This is a genomic window from Legionella bononiensis (assembly GCF_016786215.1).
GTDB lineage: Bacteria > Pseudomonadota > Gammaproteobacteria > Legionellales > Legionellaceae > Legionella > Legionella bononiensis.
Window position 1 is genome coordinate 253,433 of record NZ_JADOBG010000012.1, and the last position, 20,719, is coordinate 274,151.

The following is a 20,719-nucleotide window of genomic DNA, read 5'->3' on the forward strand; positions in this document are numbered from 1 at the left end:
ACGCGGTACGTTGGGATTCTGAAAAATCTGAGTCAATGAAGTGTCCACAGGGCCTGGATTAATTCAAAAAAACACTGAAACACTAATCGCTCAATTTGTAATAATTGGTTACATATCACTGTAATTGTTTTTATTTGAAATGGGAAGCAAAAAGTCTATTTTGCACTAAAAATAAACCATTCTTAATGCTACAAAAGGACTTATTCATTTACTCTGAGTACAGGGACATTGGAGTCAATGAAGGGGCGGGAGGGTTTTTGATAAGATGAATGTTAACCGGTGTTTATAGCGGTAGCGAATAAATGCATGGTTATTATTTAGACATGTCGTGCTTATGTATATATAATCAATATATAGTGTGTTGATTCTAGAGGGTTCTTATGTTTGGAAAGTTTCCTGATGGTCCTTCATCGTTACACGAACAGTTGGATGAGTTGTATGGTGATAAGAAGGATAAAACTCCGGACAATACATCTGACGAACCTATAAATGAAATGAAAGCTGCTTCTGAAAAAGCTTTTGCTGATAAGCTTGCCGCTGATAGATTAGCTGCTAATACAATGGCTGCTGAAGCAGACCATTTAAATCAAATAAAAATTATCAATGATTTATTTTTTCAATTGATGATGAAGGCTCTAAGATCTTCAGATGTAAAAGGCAACCTTGAACAAGCGACAATTCAGGTAGGTTTTACTCGAGTGGCAGACGCTTTAAATAAAATACTCAATAAAGAAGGACAAAGTCCGCTGCAATATTTAATACAAAAACAGGATTTTTCAGGTGCCAAAGCATTAATGGATAATGGTGCTACTCTCGGGCCTGTTGAGGAGGCGGTTTTAGATTTGGCGCGCGACAGCAAAGCAGCCAGAGAATATGGATTATCTGAGCCTTCTCCATCCGAAAAATTACATACTGTTAAATATTTTGGTTTGTTTTTGGGAATAGAAATGACGAGTAAAGACGGTGTAACCTTTTCTCAATATGCGCATATTGCTCCTACATACCAATTAGTGACGGATAATGTGAACAAATACGCTCAAAAAAATCCTGGAAATCAGGATCTTAAAGAGCTGGCTGATGCCTTTAGTTTTTCGAATAAATCTGCCGCATTTTCCAATAGTACCTCACAGCGCAATCCTGCTGCTGGTCAAGAGTTATCAGATCGCATACAAAGCGGAAAACTAACTACAATACCTATAAGTTGTGAGGGGCATGCTATGGGGTTATCAATTGTCCCTGATGGTCCGGGTTCAAAATCTGGTTATCTGGTGTATACAAACAAGGGTTTAGGTGCGAAACCTGCTGAATATGGGTCGCAAATTTATCGCTTGGACGACGTCAGTAAAGCCACGCCACAGTTTATAAATAACATGATGAATGGTTTTCATAATGGAACACCTCATGATGAAATCAAAAGACAAATTGCGCAGGTAACCGATGGTAAAGATCCCATTCATACCATTAAACAAAGAGGACAGAAGGTCGATAACTGCACCATTGCTAATTCAAGCGCTAATGTGCATGGTATATTACTTTGTCAACAGGCAATTAAAAAAGGCGGTTTTGGTAAGTTGGATAGACAGGATATAGCCTATGCTCGGGATGAATACAAACAGTTTAAAGCAGATATGAAAGCTGATAAAGTCAATGAACTTGCAGAAGCAATCAAAAAAAATCCAGGCGATAGCGATCTGATTAATCTGGGAAAGGGTTTTTTAAATAAAAAAAATGCGGATCCTGATTTAAAATCTCAGGTTGAAATGGCTTTGGGGTCTCAGATGCAACGCGATACTCCATCAACTCAAACACAATCGAAACTTAAAATCTGAGTGATGGAATAATGGACTGCATTAACACAGCGTTCATCATGTAGCTATTTCTTTATTCTGAAGAGGTAGAGTAATACGGACTAACAGTCCACCATCTTCATTATTCTTTGCTGTAATAACTCCGTGGTGCAGAGTAACTGCTCTGGCAGCTATCGCCAGCCCCAACCCATAGCCTCCTGTTTTCTTTGTTCTGGAGGTATCGACTCGATAAAAGGGATTAAATATGGTTTCCAGTTGATCTTCAGGAACTCCAGGCCCTTTGTCTTTAATTTCGATACATATCTCATCTTTATTATCAGTGTAATGAGTTGAAATAATAACCAATTGATCTTTGGGAGAATAATGTGAGGCATTTCGTACAATATTTTCTATGGCTCTATGAATGAGTCGTCTGTCGATAAATAATTCACATGGAACAGTCTCTTCGGTTGATATATGGACTGACTCTTTCTCAAATTCATAATTAGCATCCTTGACAATATCCGCCAGAAGTTCATTCAGATTTACCTTGGTGATTTCCAGATCGGTCGTGGATTTATCCAATCGTGCGAAATCCAATATTTCTCCGATTAATTTATTCAATCGAGAACTTTCTATTTCCATGCGGTTGAATTCTGGATCAGCTAAATTTTTGGTTTTCTTTTTACCCAACTCAATGGCAATATTTAATCGAGCGAGCGGTGATCGCAATTCGTGTGAAATATCTTGAAGTAACCGCTCCTTTGAGGTTATCAAGGTCTCTAATCGTTCTGCCATTCTGTCGAATTCATTGCTGAGTTCAGCTATTTCGTCTTTATTATGACCTCTAAAATGACCTACTCGGGTGCTTAGTTTGCCTGTCGCTATTGATTTTGCAGCCATACCTAGTGAACGCAGGGGTTGAGTCAGATAAAGTGATAATAAATAGCATATGAGTCCACTAATTACCGTAGCCAAGGTTAGACGAATAGTAAGGCCTGCCCATGGGATCTGAACAAAATAGGAAATCGGCTTTTCACTGACTGCGGCAAGTCGATAGTATTTTCCTGAGGTCGATAATATTTCATGACTAACAATTAACTTCCCTGATTTGAAAATTCCTTCACTGGGCAACTGATCATCAATCAGATTTTGTGACACCATCTTCACATTTTCAGGTGGAGTCTGAGTTCCAATAATTTCTCCTGTATTTGATAACAGGTAAATTGACATATGGCGAGACAGGCCAATTTGGTTTAGCCATTTCACTAGAGCAGATTGTTGACCTGATTCAAACGTTGCAACAGCCGCATTTGCATAACTGTCCATAAACATCTCTTCTCGTGCAGGCTGAGAGGATTTCTGAGCGATTTGACTTGTAACCCAGGCAGTGGTGAGAATGATTAAAATTGTTGCTAGCCAAAATGAAACAAATATTTTCCAATACAAACTACGCATTAAACATATATCCAAAGCCACGTACAGTTTTAACTATGGGTTCGCCTTGCGGGTTATCGCCTAGTTTATTTCTTAAATTACTGATATGAACATCAATACTGCGATCATAAGCCGTATATTTTCGTCCCAGAGCGTATTCGGTGAGTTCTTCTTTAGAAAAGGCTTGTCCGGGTGATTTAATTAACATTTCTAAAATATTAAATTCAGCATTAGTTAATTCAAGATATTTTCCAGCCATGGTCACGTGTCGTTTGGAGCAGTCAACCACGATATTGTGTTGTTCTATAATAGGTTTGGGGGTTGGAATTTTTTGGGTTCTTCTCAAAATGGCTCTTAGCCGTGCAACCAGTTCTCGGGGATTACATGGTTTGGGTAAATAATCATCCGCTCCGATCTCCAATCCAACGATGCGATCGATATCATCACCTCGCGCAGTCAACATGAGGACAGGGGTCTCCAGATGCTCTCTTATTGCTTTTAATACCTCAAATCCATTCAGTTTAGGAAGCATTACATCAAGTACTATTGCGTCAAAAACTTGATTCAGTGCTTTTTTTACACCATTCTCGCCATCATGAACACAAACAACATTGAAACCTTCTGGCTCCAGGTATTGAGCTAATAAATCAGTGAGTTCAGCGTCATCATCTATTATGAGAATAGTACTATTCATCAGTTATCCTTCAACAGGTATATTGGCGTTCTCTAAAGTCCGTTTATCAATGCATTCTAATAATTTAATTCTTCTGGCATCTGCATTAATTATTTTAAATTCAAAATTATCTATAGTGATAATTTCACCACGAGTTGGTAAATAACCAAAATTATTCATAACTATACCACCTATAGTATCGTATGTCTCATCGCTAAAATTAGCGTGGAGCTGTTCGTTGAACTCTTCTATAGGTGTGTGCGCTTTGATGATGTAGCAATGATCATCATGTGCTTTGATATAGGCATCTTCATCAATATCGAACTCATCTTCAATATCACCGATAATTTGCTCTATTATATCCTCAATAGTAACAAATCCCGAAACTTCTCCATATTCATCGACAACAATGGCCATATGATTCCGGTTACTGCGAAATTCGCTAAGCAAGCTGTCGAGTCGTCTGCTTTCCGGAACAAACGTAACCTGTCGGCAAATATCAAGCAGATCAAACGATTCAATGTTCTCCATTTGATATCTTAATAGATCTTTTGCATGAAGAATACCTATGACTTCATTGGTATTTTCACCGGTTACTGGAAATCGGGAGTGACCGGTTTGGGTAACTACCTTAATAATTTCAGCATATTCATCATCCTGATTAATATAAACCATTTGATTTTTAGGTAGCATGATATCCCGGACACGCATTTTCGAAAACAAAATGGCGCCCTCAATCATCGCCAGGGTTTCTGAATTGATTAGTGACCTAATCTGAGCATCTCGTAACAAACTAACCAATTCTTCCTGATTTTGTGGTTCGCCCTGTATGAAGTGTTTCAATCGAACAAACCACGATCCGCTTTCTTCCTCTTTACTCAAGATCATTTCCCTCTAAGTCATAAGGATTACCATATCCTAATTCAGCTAATAATTTAATCTCAAGATCCTGCATTATCCGTGCATCATCTTCTTTAATATGATCATAGCCTAATAAATGCAAGACACCATGAATGACAATCAAGGCCCAGTGTTCATGCAGCGATTTATCAAATTGTTTACTTTCTTCTAATAAAACCGGAGGACAGATGATAATATCACCTAATAATGGACATTCTAATTCAATGGCGTCGGGTAAGACAGATGGAAAAGCAAGAACATTGGTGGTTTTGTCTTGCTTTCTGTAAGTACTATTCAGATAAGTCATTTCTTCAGTATCAACCAGTCGAATAGTTAATTCGGCATCATTCTGGTGATCTCTAAGTGCCAAATTCGCCAGAGCAGTTAGATCTGTTTCTGGAATGGGCAACGATTCGTTTGTCGCATTTTGTATGTCAATGTGATAGGTCATTTCTTTTTTCCTGAATGCTCGTGGTCATAACAATCAATAATTTGGGATACTAATGGATGGCGGACAACTTCACGGCTGGTAAATGTATTAATACTGATATCAGGAATTGATTTGAATAAATGTATAGCATGAGCTAGTCCTGATTCAATTCCTTTTGGCAGGTCCACCTGAGTTATATCTCCAGTAATGACAGTTTTAGAACCAAACCCCATTCGAGTTAAAAACATTTTCATCTGCATTACAGTTGTATTTTGGGCTTCATCCAGAATTATAAAGGACTCATTCAAGGTACGTCCTCTCATAAAGGCGAGAGGCAATACTTCAATGATATCGCTTTGAATCATTTTCTGGGTTTCTTTAAAGCCAATCATCTCATACAAAGCATCATAAATTGGTCTTAGATAAGGAAGTACTTTTTCTACCAGATCTCCCGGCAGGAATCCCAGCTTTTCTCCTGCTTCCACTGCGGGTCTTACAAAAATCAGTCTTTGTACTTCACCTTTTTCAAAACACTCTATTGCTTTGGAAACTGCAAGGTAGGTTTTTCCGGTTCCTGCAGGTCCAACAGCAAAGGTAATATCACATCTATCGATGGAATCAAGAAAAGTTGCCTGTTTATTATTTCGTGCCGATATGGATTTGCGAGTTAATTTAATATGATGAGTCATTGCTGTCTGATAATCCTCATGAATTAAACCACGGATGGTTGTAATATTGATGGGTTCTTTGCTTAAGGGGTAGAGTAACGTTAAAATGTTTTTAATTTCTTCAAATTGCTGTTCTGATTGACCGTACAGTTGAAGTGATTGCTGTTTGATTTTAATGATTACATTAAATTGTTCTTCAAGAAATTTCAGATTGCTATGTAAAACACCGCACAGATTGGCCAGTTCCTGGTTACTGAGAATAGGTAATTTTACAATGTCGCTGTTCAGTGTACTACTCAATGTGATTTATTTAATTACTAACCGTACTTTAAGAATAGTGCAAAAGTGCTATGATCTGCAAGTAATTCACGGATCCTGTGGGGTATTTCGTGAATTAAAAAGCCATATTCTGTCTAATTAAACGTTTAAATATGCTATAATTTTTGTTTTTTAAAGTAGTTAACCACTCTATGATTGATCTTCATTGCCACAGTTATTTTTCTGATGGAGCGTTGAGCCCGGAAGAATTAGTTCAAAAAGCGCAAAATCATCAGATTAAATGTCTGTCTCTTACTGATCACGATACAGTTGCTGGATATGTGGCTTTAAATCAGGCAGCACTCCATACTGGCATAAAAATAGTCAATGGTATTGAGTTTAGTACCCGGTGGAAAAAATACGATATTCATATTCTTGGTTATCAAATTAATCATACTAATGAGTTAAATCACTTAATTACTCATCAGAACAACAGTCGAGTGGCGCGTGCTGAACAAATTGGTGCTTCCCTCCAATTGGTTGGTGTAGATAATGCTTATGAAAAAGCGTGTCAACTTGCTGGACATAAAAGAGTGGGACGCCCTCATTTTGCCCAGATTTTAATAAATGAAGGTAAGACCCGGGATATGAAATCCGCGTTTAAACAATTTCTGGGACGCGGTAAAACTGCTTATATTCCAACACCATGGATTAGTATTCAAGAAGCAGTAAAGGGAATTACGGATTCAGGAGGACAGGCTGTTATAGCCCATCCGCTTAAATATGGATTGACGCGTTCAAAATTGCATGAGTTAATCAATGAGTTTAAAGATGCTGGTGGAGAAGGTATGGAAGTAGTGTCCGGAGAAATGAACGTGACTCAAATTAAAGAAATGGCAGCAACATGCCTTCGTTTTAATTTGTTGGCTTCATCCGGCTCTGATTTTCATAGTGATGCATTATCACGGATAAATCTTGGACGTCAGCAGCAACTACCAGTAAACTGTACGCCTATTTGGCAAGAATGGAACATTTAACAGGGGACTTTATGAGTCAGTTTTATGCATTACATCCTGATAATCCACAGGCTCGCTTGGTTAGAAAAGCGGTATCCATTATTGAAGATGGTGGATTAATTGTCTATCCAACTGATTCCGGTTATGCCTTAGGCTGTAGCTTGGGTAATAAATCGGCTCTTGAACGGATCAGACGTTTGAGACAGTTAGATAAAAATCACAACATGACACTGGTTTGTCGTGATCTGTCTCAATTGGGTACTTACGCCAAAGTATCCAATTCTATTTTCAGACTTTTAAAAGCTTTTACACCAGGATCCTACACGTTTATTCTTAACGCAACACATGAAGTTCCTCGATTGATGCTTCATCCCAAAAGAAGAACTTTAGGTCTTCGAGTGCCTGATAATACAATTACTTTGTCTTTATTGGAGAGTCTGGAGGCTCCCTTGATGAGTACTACTCTGATTCTTCCCGGAGCTCAAGCGCCACTTAGTGAACCGGAAGCAATCAAAGATCTTTTAGGTGATCAGACTGATTTGATAATTGATGGTGGTAACTGTGGACATGAACCTACAACTGTAGTCGATTTAACTGGAGATTATCCGGTAATTATAAGAGAAGGGAAGGGAGATCCAGAACCTTTTAGATAAAGTGACGTTTGAATAATAACGAGAAAAGTCATCCCGAATGCACTGAGGAATCTCCTGAACGTGGTGCGGTGCCTGCATTTGGAGATCCTTCACTGCGTTCAGGATGACGAAACTCAATTGTCATCCCGAGTGTAACGAGGGATCTCTTGAACGTGGTGCGGTGCCTGCATTTGGAGATCCTTCACTGCTTTCAGGATGACGAAACTCAATCGTCATCCCGAGTGTAACGAGGGATCTCCTGAACGTGGTGCGGTGCCTGCATTTGGAGATCCTTCACTGCGTTCAGGATGACGAAAAATGCCAGAGATTTTTAAGAAAATTCAGGTTTTTGTATAATTTTCAACAACTAAAGAGGATATTGATGTCAGCATTATTTACTTCCAACAAACGAGTTGTTTCTGGAATGCGTGTCAGTGGAAGATTACATCTTGGACATTATCATGGTGTTTTAAAAAACTGGATTAAATTACAACATCAATACGATTGCTTCTTTTTTGCTGCTGATTGGCATGGCTTGACTACACAATACGAACATTCAAGTTTTATCGAAAAACACCTTTGGGATATGATCATTGATTGGTTGGCCTGTGGTGTGAATCCCGGCTTGTCTAAAATATTTATTCAATCCTGGGTACCAGAACATGCCGAACTTCATTTGCTTTTATCAATGATAACGCCACTTGGGTGGTTAGAACGGGTACCCAGTTATAAAGATCAACAAGAGAAATTAAAAGAAAAAGATCTGGCTACCTATGGGTTTTTAGGCTACCCCTTATTGCAAAGCGCCGATGTGTTATTGTATCACGCTGATTATGTTCCTGTAGGTGAGGATCAGGTGGCTCATATTGAATTAACGCGTGAGATTGCCCGCCGCTTTAATCATATTTATGGTAAAGAAGCTAATTTTGAAGAATTGGCTATTGAAGCAATAAAGAAAATGGGCAAGAAAAATAGCAAGATTTACAGTGAGTTACGACGACAATTTCAGGAAAATGGAGTACATGAAGCAATAAAAACTGCTCAGGCACTTTTGGAGGATCAATCAAATCTTTCCATAGGTGATAAAGAACGTTTATTGGGTTACCTGGAAGGAAGCGGTAAAATAATATTACCAGAACCCCAACCATTGCTGACTGAAACCTCCAAAATGCCTGGAACCGATGGTCAAAAGATGTCTAAATCCTATCATAATACGATTATGTTGAGGGAAGAACCGGCACAAGTGGAGAAGAAAGTATTAACCATGCCTACGGATCCCGCACGAATTAAACGTACTGATCCGGGTGAGCCTGAAAAATGTCCAGTATGGCAATTTCATAAAATTTACTCCAAGGATGATGTAAAGAACTGGGTTCAGACAGGATGTAGAACTGCGGGTATCGGGTGTGTCGATTGCAAACGACCCGTAATTGATGCAATTAATCAGGAATTGCAACCCATACAGGAATCCATAGCGGATTATGAATCCGATCTGGGTTCTGTTAAACGCATTGTCTCCGAAGGAAGTGAAGCTGCTCGAGAAGAGGGCATTAAAAATCTAAATACAGTTCGGGAAGTCATGGGACTGGATTACTAATGACTGTCGAGTTATCAAATAAACCTGAGATAAGAGCCATTGTTGATGGCGTGGAACTTACTCAGGTTCCGGATGACTTGTTTATACCTCCGGATGCTTTGGAGGTACTGCTGGATTCATTCAGTGGGCCTTTGGATTTGCTTTTATATTTAATTCGCAAACAAAATATAGATATATTGGATATTCCAATGGTAAGCATTACGAGACAATATCTGCAATACATTCAATTGATGGAATGCCGACGTCTGGAGTTGGCCGCTGATTATTTACTTATGGCAGCGATGTTAGCGGAAATAAAATCACGATTATTATTACCCGTTACAGCCAATTCTGCAGATGAGGAAGAGGAAGATCCACGCATGACTCTGGTGAGAAAGTTACAGGCTTATGAACAGATCAAAGAAGCAGCTCAATTACTTGATGCGCTTCCCCGAAAAGACAGAGATAATTTTATCATTCAAATTACTCCAGATGAAATTGAAACGATAAAAGTTCATCCTGATGTGGAATTAGCTGATTTGATTGAGGCTATGAAAGGATTATTACTGAGAGAAGAGCAAATGACTCATCACCAGATTGCGAGAGAAGCAATGTCGGTTCGTGAGCGCATGAGTATCGTTTTATTTAAGTTACAGGAACAGAAGGTTGTGGAATTTACACAGTTGTTTAGTCTTGAAGAAGGGCGCATGGGATTAGTTGTATCTTTGTTAGCCATTCTTGAGTTGGCAAGACAATCATTGATTGTAATCACTCAAAATCAACCTTTTTCTCCCATTCATCTACAGGCAGCATGATATGGAAGAAAATGAACTAAAAAATATTATTGAAGCACTGTTGTTGAGCTGTAATGAGCCTCTTTCGCTCGAGCAATTGTCGGAAGTCTTTGATGAGTGGGAACGACCATCTCTGCCTCAATTAAAAAATATGATCACCCAGTTACAAAAAGAGTATGAAACTCGCTCATTTGAACTCATTCAGGTGGCTGGTGGGTATCAAGTGCAAACAAAATCCGCATACAGTACCTGGATTGCTCGATTACAAATTGAAAAACCAAGTAAATACTCACGTGCTTTACTTGAAACTTTGGCAATAATTGCTTATAAGCAACCTGTGACACGAGCAGATATAGAGGAAATTCGTGGAGTGGCAGTGAGCAGTCATATTATGAAAACCTTGATGGAAAGAGAATGGATTCGCATTGCCGGTCATAAAGATGTCGCTGGGAAGCCGGCCGTATATACTACAACTAAAGAATTTTTAAATTATTTTAATTTAACTTATTTACATGAACTTCCATCCTTACCAGAAGTTTTGGAAACATTGACTTTGCATACTGCAAACCAACCTAATGAAGAGTGTATTACTGAATGAGCAACGAAAGGTTACAAAAAATATTAAGCCAGGCAGGACTTGGTTCTCGTCGTGAAATGGAACGTTGGATAGAGAATGGTTGGGTTCAGGTTAATGGGAAACCCGTCAAATTAGGTGACTCGGCTGGACCACTTGATAAAATTACCGTTAAGGGAAAACTTATCCCTAATCCCTTAAAAATCAAGCAAAATACACGAATACTCCTTTATCATAAGCCTGTAGGAGAAATCTCCAGTCGACATGATCCTAAATTTGAAAAAACAGTATTTGATAACTTACCTCATCTTCGACATGGTCGTTGGGTTCAGGTGGGGCGTTTGGATCTAAATACCTCAGGCTTACTCATTTTTACCAACGATGGAGAATTAGCAAATCAGCTTATGCATCCAAAATACGGTTTGGAACGAGAGTATGCAGTGAGAGTGCATGGACAAGTAAGCCCTGAGGCATTGGTTAATTTACAAAAAGGCGTTAACCTGGATGATGGTCTGGCTCAATTTACCAAAATTGAATTTCGTGGTGGAGAGGGTACTAACAGCTGGTATCATGTAACGCTTAATGAAGGAAGAAATCGAGAAGTCAGACGATTATGGGAATCGCAAGGGGTCGAGGTCAGCCGATTGATTCGTGTTCGATATGGCATGCTATCTATGCCAAGATATCTGACTCGAGGTCAGACTTATGAATTAACACCAAAACAAGTGACTGAATTTATTGCTTCTTTGCCTAAAGAGTGAGTAGTGTTCTCTTCCCATGATTATTGACAGGTTTAAAGTGATATCCGATATTACTAGGAGTTGTTGACCATTCGAATTTTGTTGTTCCACAATTTGCTTCTGAACTTTATACGTCATCCTCGCGTAAGCGGGGATCCAGGAAAAAATAGGGCATTGTTCTAATTTTGAGGGGATTTTTTCCTGCCATGAAGTTAAGTATTTGTAGCCTGTATTAGCGAAGCGTAATACAGGATCGAAGCAGCAACAAACTCTATTGTTTTCCCGTATTACGCTTTGCTAATATGGGCTACAAAAATAGCCAATCTACAGCCGGAACGAGTTATGAAACAATTCGAATAAATAATTCTTAACTTTCTGGCAGGCGATGTCCCCACACTAAAACCATTGACTTTTTTATAGAGCAATACCAATTTGTTTGTTAACTGCCCATGTCCATACTTTCAGAGTCTTCCGGTTTTTCTTTATTGTCTTTCGATTCTTTTTTGAGTGATTGTTCATGGTCTTTTCTTGATATAAAAAATCGCGACGATTTCAATGAGAACTTTTCGTTTTCATCTTCTCCAGATGAATCAGAGTCCGGTGGAGGCTTACAGGGTACCTGTGCATTTTTTACCGGTTTAGCGGATATGTATTTTTCGCTGGAAAAAGTATTTTTGGACATCATTTCAAAATCTGATTCTTTTGGTTTATTCTCGTATTTTCTTACATCGCTTTTAGCGGGATCCATTATATTCGTTGAAACATAAGTATCATTATTTTGCATTAATTCGCTGGTTTTGGGTGCACTTTCTGCTAATTCCTGTTGAATCACTTTAGCTTCTTTAGAGAGTTCGTTTCCATTGAGTTTGATTATAATATCAGGTACTGCAATATGTTGTTTTGTCGCGATGGTATAGTGGTAACTGGTTCCATCTTCAACAACAATTGTAGGACATCCCGTAATTTCGCCAATTCCCGGTATCGTGCTGGTAACCGCGTTAATATGAGCAGAACCAACAAAAAATACGTACTTACAATGAGGGCTTTGCATTTTAAATTTTGAAAACTGTTGAGCTGCAATGTAATTCATCATCACACAACGAGGGGTGTGTTCATCCTGAGAATCTATTTGATTTTTATCTCTTTCATAACTTATGGACGTATCAATAGGGATAATTCGCATCCCATGTTTTTTGGCCGACATGATTAACCCTTTAAATGAGTAGGGATTGTCGTCTACGATGTTTCGTAATCCATGACCTTTGTCTAAATGATCCAGATGTAGAGATAGTAATAGGGGCATTTCAGTACAAAGAGGATCTAAATACTCATTCAGTAAAGAAGTTTGTGTATCTGAAAATAAATGCTCAAGAAATAAAGTGGTTACTCCTTGTTTTTTTAATTCGGCCATATTATCGATTAGAAACTTTTTTGATGCGAGGCTTTTATGGATCTCTCCGATACATAATCCGTCATTGTTTTTTAATAGTTCCGCGATTATTGTATGTTCTTTGTCACTGACTTTCGGTAGATTGTCACGATTGGGTTGAACCGTTGTTTTCATTTGAAAGTACATTGTTCCTTCATCAATAAGAGCCTGCTGAACTTTTTTCAATTCAAAGGATTTGATAATTTCGATATCCGCTTCAAGACGCATTTTTAGAGGAGTATCATAGACATACACTCTGCTGACATTTTCTTCATCGAGAATGTTTGGAAAATAATTATCAAATTCAGTAATGCTTAAGCCAAGGCAAATCTTGTCGTCAATGATGTTTACATGACAGTTATTGTCTCCATATAATGGATTTCCACTAATTTTTTTTAAAGTATCTGGACCGGCTGTAAACACATATCGTGCATTATCCAGTGTTATGGATGTATCAGGCATGGTCAAATGTCGCTTTTTATGAGCTCATATTAATCAATATAGACATTTGATTATTAAAATTCAATTTGAGGGTTCTATTGTTTGGTTGTGGTTAGTCCTGTCTTATCCTTGTTTCGTGTTTCCAGGACTTAAAGAAATAATCAGGGAGAAAAATTGGTTACTATTACTCTTACTAATAATAATTTTGATTCTAAAGATGATAAGGTGACAATTAACCTGAATACAGGGGCCTGTTTTTTTTCTGATAACCGAGAAATGCCTCTGCACCAATTTATCAAGCATGTGGATTTTGTTCATCCCTTATTATCAGAGCCCTTTTTATCGTCATCTGATGATGTATATCATTATGAGTATAATAACATCAGAGAATTATTCTATTCAGCTATTTTTGTTTATAAAACATTATTACACGTAGATAATCCCAAGCTTTGTGTGTTTAAAATAAATCCATCCTTGAACTTTCACCACAATAAGCTGCCTGAAAGACTGTATTTTTCTATTGATGGGAATAAATCAGCCACGGAACTTATTTCTATTAATCAACTCAATAGAATTGTCAGTGCATTGCTAAGAGACCCTTATGAATACTCCGAAGATTTAATCATAAATGATTCATTTACTGTTGAAGATCTTCCTGAATCAGTCAATGGGGATTTATTTTATCCCAGTGAAGAACCATTTTTCCAAATTTTTGAAAATCCAGTAGATTTATCGCGATTTGAACTTCGCTATATCAATCCTATAATTGGATTTGGTGTCTTTAGTAAAACACTCATAAAGAATGAGGAGGTTTTGGGAATATATTCTGGAGTGAAACAAGTCAATCCTCCAGAAAGCTTCAATTTTGCATACAAACCGGATGGGGATAGTTTGAACATGATTCTGAATGCACGAGGCTTCGGAAATATTACGCGATTTATTAATCATGCCCCAAATCTTGATAATAATTCATTATCTGCTGATTCGTCACAACGACTTTTTGCCAATTCAAAAGGCAGTATCTATTTCATCAACGGTCTATCATTTATTGTGTACCTGGCAACAAGGGATATCTTGCCCGGAGAGCAACTGCTTGTTGATTATGGAACTTTGTATTTTAAAGAGTATTCTCCAATCCGATTTAAAACGAATGGGCGACCTTTAAAAATAAAAAGTTTTAAAAAAATGTCAAAAAGGAGATTAGCACATCTGAGAATAATGGCTAATTATGGCGTTCAAAAAGCACAAAGATACCTTCAATTCAGAATGTTTCTCATTATTTCAATTATCTGTGTACTCATGGCTAGCCTGCATTTATTGTCGTTCTGATCGTGCCTATTTGAATAAATCAGAACAGATTGAAACTGTATTGATATATTTTAGGAACAGTGAATTTATTGTGGTATCTGTTTCGATAACCAATCAGAAATGTATTGACCGGTCTCTTCAATCACCTGGACTGCTTGCGAATAGAGTTGATTGAATAATTCCCGTTCGCCTGATTTCCAATACCTCTCAACATATTGGCAGGCAAATTTCATACGCGTTGTACCCAGATACATCGCGCCACTTTTGATTTTATGAGCTATTCGTTCTACTAAAGGGTAATCCTGATGTTCAAATGCAGTTTTAATTCGTTTTAAATCATCGGGTATTTGTTTTGAGGTCATTAGAGTTAAAAGCTCAAGTAATATGGATTCGTTTCCACAATTTTTTATAGCCAGTTCTTTATCAAATAAAGGGAATTGATCCAGTTGAAATAACTCATTATCGTGATTTGGCAAATCCTGTCTCTCTTTTGTTTGATTGATGAATTGGCATTCTGTTTTGCAGGAATGAATGTTTTAATTATATCAGTAACTTGTGCCTTTGTGAGAGACTTTGTTATGATTTTATCCATTCTTGTTGTTTATGTTGTATTTTGGTAACACACTTTAATGTGGAGTAATGATTTGAACTGTATCAAATTGATTGTTGGCCTGTTGTTTTTTTCATTAATGGTTCCTATTCAGGCTCAAAAAAATCTTGAGGAAACACAATGTCGCCCTGATCCTGATTTTGCTTCTCCACAATATATTATTGGTTATGGATCATTAATGCAGGAGGAATCCAAGCAGGATGAAGGGGCTGATGTAGGAAAGAATCTCCCTGTTTATCTTGCCGGGTTTGAGCGTGGATGGATTGAGCATAGCTCTGATACTCGATTTGGTACTACTTATTTAGGCGTCAAGTCCAAATCGGGTGCTCGAATAAATGCAGTAGTTTTTCAATTAAACAACCCCAAAGATCTCCTGAAGTATGATTCAAGAGAAGACACTTATTGCAGGGTGAGTGTACCGAGGAATTCAATCCAGTCGCTTATCAGTGAAGAACTACCTCAGGGGCAGTATTGGATCTATACAACCTTAGCCAGGGACGCTGCGCCTTCTTCACAGTATCCGTTGGCTCAATCTTATATAGATATCTTTTTATCCGGGTGTTTTGAGCTTGAAAAAAAATATCATCTTCACCAATTTGCGAAAGAATGCATTACAAAAACAACACACTGGTCCGGTTATTGGGTAAATGACAGGGTGTATCCAAGAACAGCCGCGGATAATATTCCCTATGCACGCGCGATTGATTCTTTGATAGCGGAAACACTGCCGCATTATTATAATCAAATTAAAATTGAATAAATTTAGGGTGTTTTGATAATTCATCAAATTATTCTCTACATCCCGTGACGCGTTCGTGGGATCCTGTTCGAACTTGATGAAGACATTATGTTCGTTAGTGATTCTTAATCTCTGGATCCTGTAAACAAGTCCTCACTGCCCCTATCTTCTTATACGTCATCCCCGCTTTCGTGAGGATGACGAGCTTATAAAATATGCAAATTAGAGTTAATTAATAGACATTTTTAAAAGGTGATGTTCTCTCAGTAACACGTCGTGGAACGTCGAAATTGTGATGGTCAACACACCCTGGGTAAAAATAAATCTTAAGTTCAGTTCGTAAGATCTGATTATTTTAAATGCACTATTTCTTCACAAAACCGTTCTATTTCATCTTCGGTATTGTAATAATGTACTGATGCGCGTACGAGGGCGGATAAATTTCTCCCTGCCATATCCAGACGGGTATATTCCAATAATGAAACAGAGGTATTGATTTTACGTGATGACAAATAATGCTGAACTTCCTGAGCTGATTTTGTATTATGGGTAAACGTTACGATGCCGCATTGATGCGATCCTAAATCATGCAGTTGAATACCCGGAATGGAGGCAAGCCTCGATCTTAATAAAGCAGCTAAATCTAAAATTCGCTGCCAGCACAGGTTAATATCCAGATTTAACGCATAATCAATCGCGGCGGTGAGTCCAATTTTTCCTGCGATGTATTGTTCCCAGGTTTCAAATCGTTGCGCATTTTTGAGGATTTCATATGAATTATTATTTACCCATTTTGCTGAATGTAAATCCAGAAAGGGCGGATCACAGCGATCAATAATCTGGGTTCCGGCATATAGAAATCCAGTACCCCTTGGGCCTCTTAAATATTTTCGTCCGGTTGCACAAAGAAAGTCGCAACCAATAGCTTTTACATCAATGGGCATCTGACCAATGGATTGGGTCGTGTCCAGAAGATAGGGTATGTCGTATTTCCTGGCAATTGTTCCAATGTGTTCAGCGGGGTTAATCAATCCCCCATTGGTAGGAATATGGGTAATTGCAATAAGCTTCACTTTATCATCTATTTTGGATTCCAATTGAGTAACGTCTAATTGACCCATATCATCATTGGGTATCACATCGATAATCACTCCTGTGGTTTGGGCTTTATGTAATAGGGCAATAAAATTGCTGGCGTATTCACAAACGGCCGTTAGAATCCTGTCTCCTTTTTTTAAACGCAGGCTATAAAACGCCATATCCCAGGCCCGGGTCGCATTTTCCATAAAGGCAATTTCATCAGCACTGCAATTAATTAATTGAGCTGCGCTGTTATAGAATTTATTGATTTTTTGTTCTGCTAAATGAGCCGCTTCATAACCACCAATATTGGCTTCAAGATCGAGATGTTTTTTAATGGATTCCGTGACCGATAAGGTTGGAAGAGACGCACCGGCATTATTAAAATGAAGAACATTTTGACATCCTGGCGTATCATTTCTGAGTTGGATAAGATTTAAAGTCATAGCGGATTTCTACCAGCAGTAATTTTTATTATTTTAGAATGATTGATATAATTTGTCAGTTATATCAACCGCTGAATAGTTTAAAATGGATTGAACCATAGGAGCGCTATAGATAATCAAGTCTGGAATTTTTTAATGCTCAAATTATTTGTTATTAGGTTGTGTTGACAATTCCGATTTCGACGTCCCGCGACGTGTTCACGGGATCCATTTCGATCTTGATGAATACATTATGTTCGTTTATGATTCTGATTTTCTGGATCCCGCGAACACGTCGCGGGACGTTAGGAGTAATTTGATAAATTGCCAACACGCCTTAGCCAATTATCTGAAATTTATCAGATACATCACCCGCATATTCAGGATGATTCACCAGATCCAGTTTTTTAATTACGTTTTGGTTCAAATCAAAATGATCCAAATGTACAGAGATTAAATTTTGGTTTTCAGAAGATTGGAAGTAATAAATTTTGTTTGTTAAGTCCGAAACGACTCGCCAAACAGTTAATGATGTATTTTGAGTAGAGTAAGGATAAGCCACATTATTCAGTATTCCCAATATCCCCGCCAGTTCTTTCTTTGTTGAGGTGAATTCCGGCAAGACTTGTGTATAGAAGTGCGCGCGAACAAATCGATGCGTGGAACTGGTAGTGCCGGGTAAAGGCTTGGTTCCACCAAATACTTTATATCGAGTTAAGTTATGTAACTGTTTATCATAAGTTGGATCATTGGTTACAGTAATATTATTCCGATCATGATAGATGTGTAATATCCCGTTGATGTATTCGAAAATCGCTGAATCACCTGATGCATCATCCAGAACCAGATGTAATTTTCCCCACTGTTTCGTAGCTGGATGAAAATATGGGGTTATCTGGATTGGATTCAATTGGGTAAATCGAACCGCCTCTTCAACATTTTTAAAGTTATCAAGATAGTATTGCATCCATTGGGTAATGGATAAACCAGGTTTTGCTTGATCACGAATACCATAATCGGTTTCCTCCAGCCAAAGGACATGAGCAGCAAGCCCCATTTCATTAAACCCATCTGTAGTAAGATCTTCATAACCAGTTGCGACGATACTTCCATATTGAGAAATCCATGACATCCAGTTACCTTGGTGACTACTGTCGGGATCACGACCGGAACGGCTGATTTTTTTTGGGTAAACTATCAAATTAGTACCCATGTCTTCATTCCAGTCCATGCTACGACCTACCATAACCGCAGTATTTTTATCCGCAATAAGTATGCGGGTACATGCACTTGATGATGTGGCGTATAAGGATAGCAGCGAACAAAGTGTTAATAACCAAAATTTTTGTATTATTTTAATGGACATGCTTTTCCCCTGAATTAATTATCTTCCCGGATAATTATTGAGTAGTTAATTTTGATTGGACTCAGGTTGAGTATCATATGACTAGGGTATTAAATCAATAAACAGAATTATTTAATTGAATATTAATTTGAGTTTAACTTGTTGTTTTGTATCAATTATAGCTATAGAGAATTGCGGTATAATTTGTTATGTTACTATGTAATTATGAACCCATTGGGATAACTTTTGAACTATTATGTTTTTTGATGCTAATTCTGTTATTGAAGAGCTTCTTTGTGCAATTCAGGACATTAATGTAGAACATGTGCGCTCGATTGTATTGGAAGCAAAAGCGAAAAGAATTGATCTTAATGTTCATACCATTAGAAGAGTCACTTTGTTGCACTGGGCAATACTTAAATGCCTTGAATATACACAGGATGATATGCTGCTGATTATTAAGGAACTATTTGAAGCGAAAATTGACTTGAATAAGCCATCAAATGATAAAGCTCAGTATTATCCTCTTCATACAGCTTCCCGAAGGACTCTGCCTAAAATTGTCCAATGGCTGCTGGATAATGGGGCAGATCCTTCAGTATGGGATATTACAAAGAAATCGCCAATTGACTATGTGAATAGGGCAATACTATCTAAAATGGTGATTCTGCATTCTGATTATGCAGATAGTGGGGAAATGATTTTAAATCGATTACATGAAGTCAAAAGAATTCTGACTCATACGAATCAGCTTTGTTCGGAATTTACGAATAGTACTGTTTAAAGCTAGCGGCAGTTAGATATGTTTTTATGTAAATTCCAGGAGTCATTTTTCGATAGTTCTGTGAGTTGTGTCAATCCTGAATGCAATGCTTCATCTCATATGTTATCCAGATCTCGCTAGAATCGCCTTCTCCCTCAGGGAGAAGGTGCCGACAGGCGGATGAGGGGGATCACACATCATTCATTAAATATTTACGGATAACATCCATGACTAAATTGCACGTTTTATCGTCATCCCGAACACAGTGAGGGATCTCCATATACGGGCATTGAACACGACTTTCTGCCACATTCAGAAGATCCTTCGTTTCACTCAGGATGACGGTTGGTTTTATCGTCATCCCGAACACAGTGAGGGATCTCCATATACGGGCATTGAACTCGACTTTCTGCCACATTCAGAAGATCCTTCGTTTCACTCGGGATGACGGTTTTCAGGCGTTTATTGAGATGATACAAAAATATGCAAAATCACTTAATTTATAAGATTTTATGAATTTTGAATTTATTTGAATTTTCTGTAAATGCTATTCCAGTATGGTTGACTGACACAATAGTTCTCTTTTGCATGCTCATGATGAATCAGATGTTCCGCTTTGAAGTAATTTAAAATTACTGAACGATCATTATCTACATGATGAATCATGTGATGGATAGTAATATACCAAAAATAGCCAAAGACTATTCCTCCTACAAAGGCGCAACCTAATTGATATCCCAATATACTCAAAAAAATCACATGTAAAATCAATAATAAAATTGCAGTAACGTAAGGAGGAGAAGAAACTAAAGCTTTAGGAAATTTATGATGTATTAAATGCATTTTTTTAATACTTTTTAGTTTTCCATGATATATAAATCGATGAAACCCATATTCAAGTACCCCACCATATACAATAAAACCAATGATAAAGGCAATTACTACTGACACATCAAATTGAGAATACTGAAAAATATAATATACATCACCACACCAAACCAATGGCAATAAAAAAAAGTCCCCATAATAGTTAAATAAATCCAATTTACTCACTACAATCAGATCAGTTTTTAAATTATTCATCGGAGTGACAA

General features: G+C 37.8%; 21 protein-coding genes. 10 read left to right on the forward strand and 11 right to left on the reverse strand.

From position 1 onward, the window contains the following. The first annotated feature begins 380 nt into the window (after positions 1-380). The gene (gene ankD / locus IZU94_RS09320) at positions 381-1,829 is read left to right on the forward strand and encodes a Dot/Icm T4SS effector AnkD/LegA15 (protein WP_203110082.1); all 1,449 of its coding nucleotides are present in this window, start codon (positions 381-383) and stop codon (positions 1,827-1,829) included. 36 nt (positions 1,830-1,865) lie between these two features. On the opposite strand, the gene cpxA is transcribed toward ankD, so the two are convergent. Genes cpxA through IZU94_RS09345 form a run of 5 tightly spaced genes read right to left on the reverse strand, consistent with a single transcriptional unit; the run spans position 1,866 to position 6,195 of the window. Next, positions 1,866-3,245 carry a two-component system sensor histidine kinase CpxA gene (gene cpxA, locus IZU94_RS09325; protein WP_203110084.1) on the reverse strand — a complete coding sequence of 460 codons (1,380 nt, stop codon included), beginning with the start codon at positions 3,243-3,245 and terminating at the stop codon, positions 1,866-1,868. Further along, positions 3,238-3,918 carry a two-component system response regulator CpxR gene (gene cpxR / locus IZU94_RS09330; protein WP_203110086.1) on the reverse strand — a complete coding sequence of 227 codons (681 nt, stop codon included), beginning with the start codon at positions 3,916-3,918 and terminating at the stop codon, positions 3,238-3,240. Before cpxR ends, cpxA begins: the two co-directional genes overlap by 8 nt. 3 nt (positions 3,919-3,921) lie before the next feature. After that, positions 3,922-4,785, reverse strand: a complete 864-nt coding sequence (locus tag IZU94_RS09335) for a CorC family transporter (protein ID WP_203110088.1) — start codon at positions 4,783-4,785, stop codon at positions 3,922-3,924. Further along, positions 4,772-5,248, reverse strand: coding sequence for an rRNA maturation RNase YbeY (gene ybeY, locus IZU94_RS09340; protein ID WP_203110090.1), 477 nt, complete (start codon positions 5,246-5,248; stop codon positions 4,772-4,774). The genes IZU94_RS09335 and ybeY overlap by 14 nt, the downstream gene beginning before the upstream one ends. Then, positions 5,245-6,195: a PhoH family protein gene (locus IZU94_RS09345; RefSeq protein ID WP_203110092.1), complete on the reverse strand. Its 951-nt coding sequence runs from the start codon at positions 6,193-6,195 to the stop codon at positions 5,245-5,247. The genes ybeY and IZU94_RS09345 overlap by 4 nt, the downstream gene beginning before the upstream one ends. Before the next feature lie 170 nt (positions 6,196-6,365). Here IZU94_RS09345 and IZU94_RS09350 point away from each other — a divergent pair, with 170 nt between their 5' ends. The 6 genes from IZU94_RS09350 (at position 6,366) to rluB (ending at position 11,506) form a co-directional block, all read left to right on the forward strand. After that, positions 6,366-7,190 carry a PHP domain-containing protein gene (locus IZU94_RS09350; protein WP_203110094.1) on the forward strand — a complete coding sequence of 275 codons (825 nt, stop codon included), beginning with the start codon at positions 6,366-6,368 and terminating at the stop codon, positions 7,188-7,190. A gap of 11 nt (positions 7,191-7,201) precedes the next feature. Further along, positions 7,202-7,822, forward strand: a complete 621-nt coding sequence (locus IZU94_RS09355) for an L-threonylcarbamoyladenylate synthase (RefSeq protein ID WP_203110096.1) — start codon at positions 7,202-7,204, stop codon at positions 7,820-7,822. A 361-nt stretch (positions 7,823-8,183) separates the two neighbouring features. After that, positions 8,184-9,398, forward strand: coding sequence for a tryptophan--tRNA ligase (locus IZU94_RS09360; RefSeq protein WP_203110098.1), 1,215 nt, complete (start codon positions 8,184-8,186; stop codon positions 9,396-9,398). Next, positions 9,398-10,192 carry a segregation and condensation protein A gene (locus IZU94_RS09365; RefSeq protein WP_203110100.1) on the forward strand — a complete coding sequence of 265 codons (795 nt, stop codon included), beginning with the start codon at positions 9,398-9,400 and terminating at the stop codon, positions 10,190-10,192. Before IZU94_RS09360 ends, IZU94_RS09365 begins: the two co-directional genes overlap by 1 nt. A 1-nt stretch (position 10,193) precedes the next feature. After that, positions 10,194-10,769, forward strand: coding sequence for an SMC-Scp complex subunit ScpB (scpB, locus tag IZU94_RS09370; RefSeq protein ID WP_203110102.1), 576 nt, complete (start codon positions 10,194-10,196; stop codon positions 10,767-10,769). After that, complete coding sequence (rluB, locus tag IZU94_RS09375) at positions 10,766-11,506, forward strand: 23S rRNA pseudouridine(2605) synthase RluB (RefSeq protein ID WP_203110103.1); 741 nt, start codon at positions 10,766-10,768, stop codon at positions 11,504-11,506. The genes scpB and rluB overlap by 4 nt, the downstream gene beginning before the upstream one ends. Positions 11,507-11,924: 418 nt before the next feature. Here rluB and IZU94_RS09380 read toward each other — a convergent pair whose 3' ends face one another. Continuing rightward, positions 11,925-13,376, reverse strand: a complete 1,452-nt coding sequence (locus IZU94_RS09380; protein ID WP_203110104.1) for a membrane-targeted effector domain-containing toxin — start codon at positions 13,374-13,376, stop codon at positions 11,925-11,927. Positions 13,377-13,529: 153 nt separating this feature from the next. Here IZU94_RS09380 and IZU94_RS09385 point away from each other — a divergent pair, with 153 nt between their 5' ends. Then, positions 13,530-14,684 carry an SET domain-containing protein-lysine N-methyltransferase gene (locus IZU94_RS09385; protein WP_203110105.1) on the forward strand — a complete coding sequence of 385 codons (1,155 nt, stop codon included), beginning with the start codon at positions 13,530-13,532 and terminating at the stop codon, positions 14,682-14,684. Positions 14,685-14,749: 65 nt separating this feature from the next. Here IZU94_RS09385 and IZU94_RS09390 read toward each other — a convergent pair whose 3' ends face one another. Further along, complete coding sequence (locus IZU94_RS09390; RefSeq protein ID WP_203110106.1) at positions 14,750-15,139, reverse strand: Hpt domain-containing protein; 390 nt, start codon at positions 15,137-15,139, stop codon at positions 14,750-14,752. A 168-nt stretch (positions 15,140-15,307) separates the two neighbouring features. On the opposite strand from IZU94_RS09390, the gene IZU94_RS09395 reads away from it, so the two are divergent. Next, positions 15,308-16,033 (forward strand): gamma-glutamylcyclotransferase family protein, encoded by a 726-nt coding sequence (locus IZU94_RS09395; RefSeq protein WP_203110107.1) that lies wholly within the window; start codon positions 15,308-15,310, stop codon positions 16,031-16,033. Positions 16,034-16,362: 329 nt separating this feature from the next. Here IZU94_RS09395 and IZU94_RS09400 read toward each other — a convergent pair whose 3' ends face one another. Continuing rightward, entirely contained in the window at positions 16,363-17,538 is a 1,176-nt protein-coding gene (locus tag IZU94_RS09400) for an aminotransferase class V-fold PLP-dependent enzyme (protein WP_203110109.1), read from the reverse strand. A 316-nt stretch (positions 17,539-17,854) separates the two neighbouring features. Beyond that, positions 17,855-18,883 (reverse strand): linear amide C-N hydrolase, encoded by a 1,029-nt coding sequence (locus tag IZU94_RS09405; protein ID WP_203110111.1) that lies wholly within the window; start codon positions 18,881-18,883, stop codon positions 17,855-17,857. Between the two features lie 235 nt (positions 18,884-19,118). On the opposite strand from IZU94_RS09405, the gene IZU94_RS09410 reads away from it, so the two are divergent. Continuing rightward, positions 19,119-19,646, forward strand: coding sequence for an ankyrin repeat domain-containing protein (locus IZU94_RS09410; RefSeq protein ID WP_203110113.1), 528 nt, complete (start codon positions 19,119-19,121; stop codon positions 19,644-19,646). Positions 19,647-19,815: 169 nt separating this feature from the next. On the opposite strand, the gene IZU94_RS09415 is transcribed toward IZU94_RS09410, so the two are convergent. Both IZU94_RS09415 and IZU94_RS09420 read right to left on the reverse strand, forming a co-directional pair. Then, on the reverse strand, positions 19,816-20,043 hold the full coding sequence (locus IZU94_RS09415) for a hypothetical protein (RefSeq protein ID WP_203110114.1): 228 nt from the start codon (positions 20,041-20,043) through the stop codon (positions 19,816-19,818). Between the two features lie 107 nt (positions 20,044-20,150). Continuing rightward, positions 20,151-20,708 carry a sterol desaturase family protein gene (locus tag IZU94_RS09420; protein ID WP_203110115.1) on the reverse strand — a complete coding sequence of 186 codons (558 nt, stop codon included), beginning with the start codon at positions 20,706-20,708 and terminating at the stop codon, positions 20,151-20,153. Positions 20,709-20,719: the final 11 nt, after the last annotated feature.

Bases quoted from the DNA above. Each gene is read 5' to 3' on its own strand.
- IZU94_RS09405 (WP_203110111.1), bottom strand. From the start codon at position 18,883: ATGTCCATTAAAATAATACAAAAATTTTGGTTATTAACACTTTGTTCG.
- IZU94_RS09355 (WP_203110096.1), top strand. From the start codon at position 7,202: ATGAGTCAGTTTTATGCATTACATCCTGATAATCCACAGGCTCGCTTG.
- cpxR (WP_203110086.1), bottom strand. From the start codon at position 3,918: ATGAATAGTACTATTCTCATAATAGATGATGACGCTGAACTCACTGAT.
- ybeY (WP_203110090.1), bottom strand. From the start codon at position 5,248: ATGACCTATCACATTGACATACAAAATGCGACAAACGAATCGTTGCCC.
- rluB (WP_203110103.1), top strand. From the start codon at position 10,766: ATGAGCAACGAAAGGTTACAAAAAATATTAAGCCAGGCAGGACTTGGT.
- IZU94_RS09380 (WP_203110104.1), bottom strand. From the start codon at position 13,376: ATGCCTGATACATCCATAACACTGGATAATGCACGATATGTGTTTACA.
- scpB (WP_203110102.1), top strand. From the start codon at position 10,194: ATGGAAGAAAATGAACTAAAAAATATTATTGAAGCACTGTTGTTGAGC.
- IZU94_RS09335 (WP_203110088.1), bottom strand. From the start codon at position 4,785: ATGATCTTGAGTAAAGAGGAAGAAAGCGGATCGTGGTTTGTTCGATTG.
- ankD (WP_203110082.1), top strand. From the start codon at position 381: ATGTTTGGAAAGTTTCCTGATGGTCCTTCATCGTTACACGAACAGTTG.
- IZU94_RS09410 (WP_203110113.1), top strand. From the start codon at position 19,119: ATGTTTTTTGATGCTAATTCTGTTATTGAAGAGCTTCTTTGTGCAATT.
- IZU94_RS09400 (WP_203110109.1), bottom strand. From the start codon at position 17,538: ATGACTTTAAATCTTATCCAACTCAGAAATGATACGCCAGGATGTCAA.
- cpxA (WP_203110084.1), bottom strand. From the start codon at position 3,245: ATGCGTAGTTTGTATTGGAAAATATTTGTTTCATTTTGGCTAGCAACA.
- IZU94_RS09420 (WP_203110115.1), bottom strand. From the start codon at position 20,708: ATGAATAATTTAAAAACTGATCTGATTGTAGTGAGTAAATTGGATTTA.
- IZU94_RS09350 (WP_203110094.1), top strand. From the start codon at position 6,366: ATGATTGATCTTCATTGCCACAGTTATTTTTCTGATGGAGCGTTGAGC.
- IZU94_RS09415 (WP_203110114.1), bottom strand. From the start codon at position 20,043: ATGTGGCAGAAAGTCGAGTTCAATGCCCGTATATGGAGATCCCTCACT.
- IZU94_RS09365 (WP_203110100.1), top strand. From the start codon at position 9,398: ATGACTGTCGAGTTATCAAATAAACCTGAGATAAGAGCCATTGTTGAT.
- IZU94_RS09360 (WP_203110098.1), top strand. From the start codon at position 8,184: ATGTCAGCATTATTTACTTCCAACAAACGAGTTGTTTCTGGAATGCGT.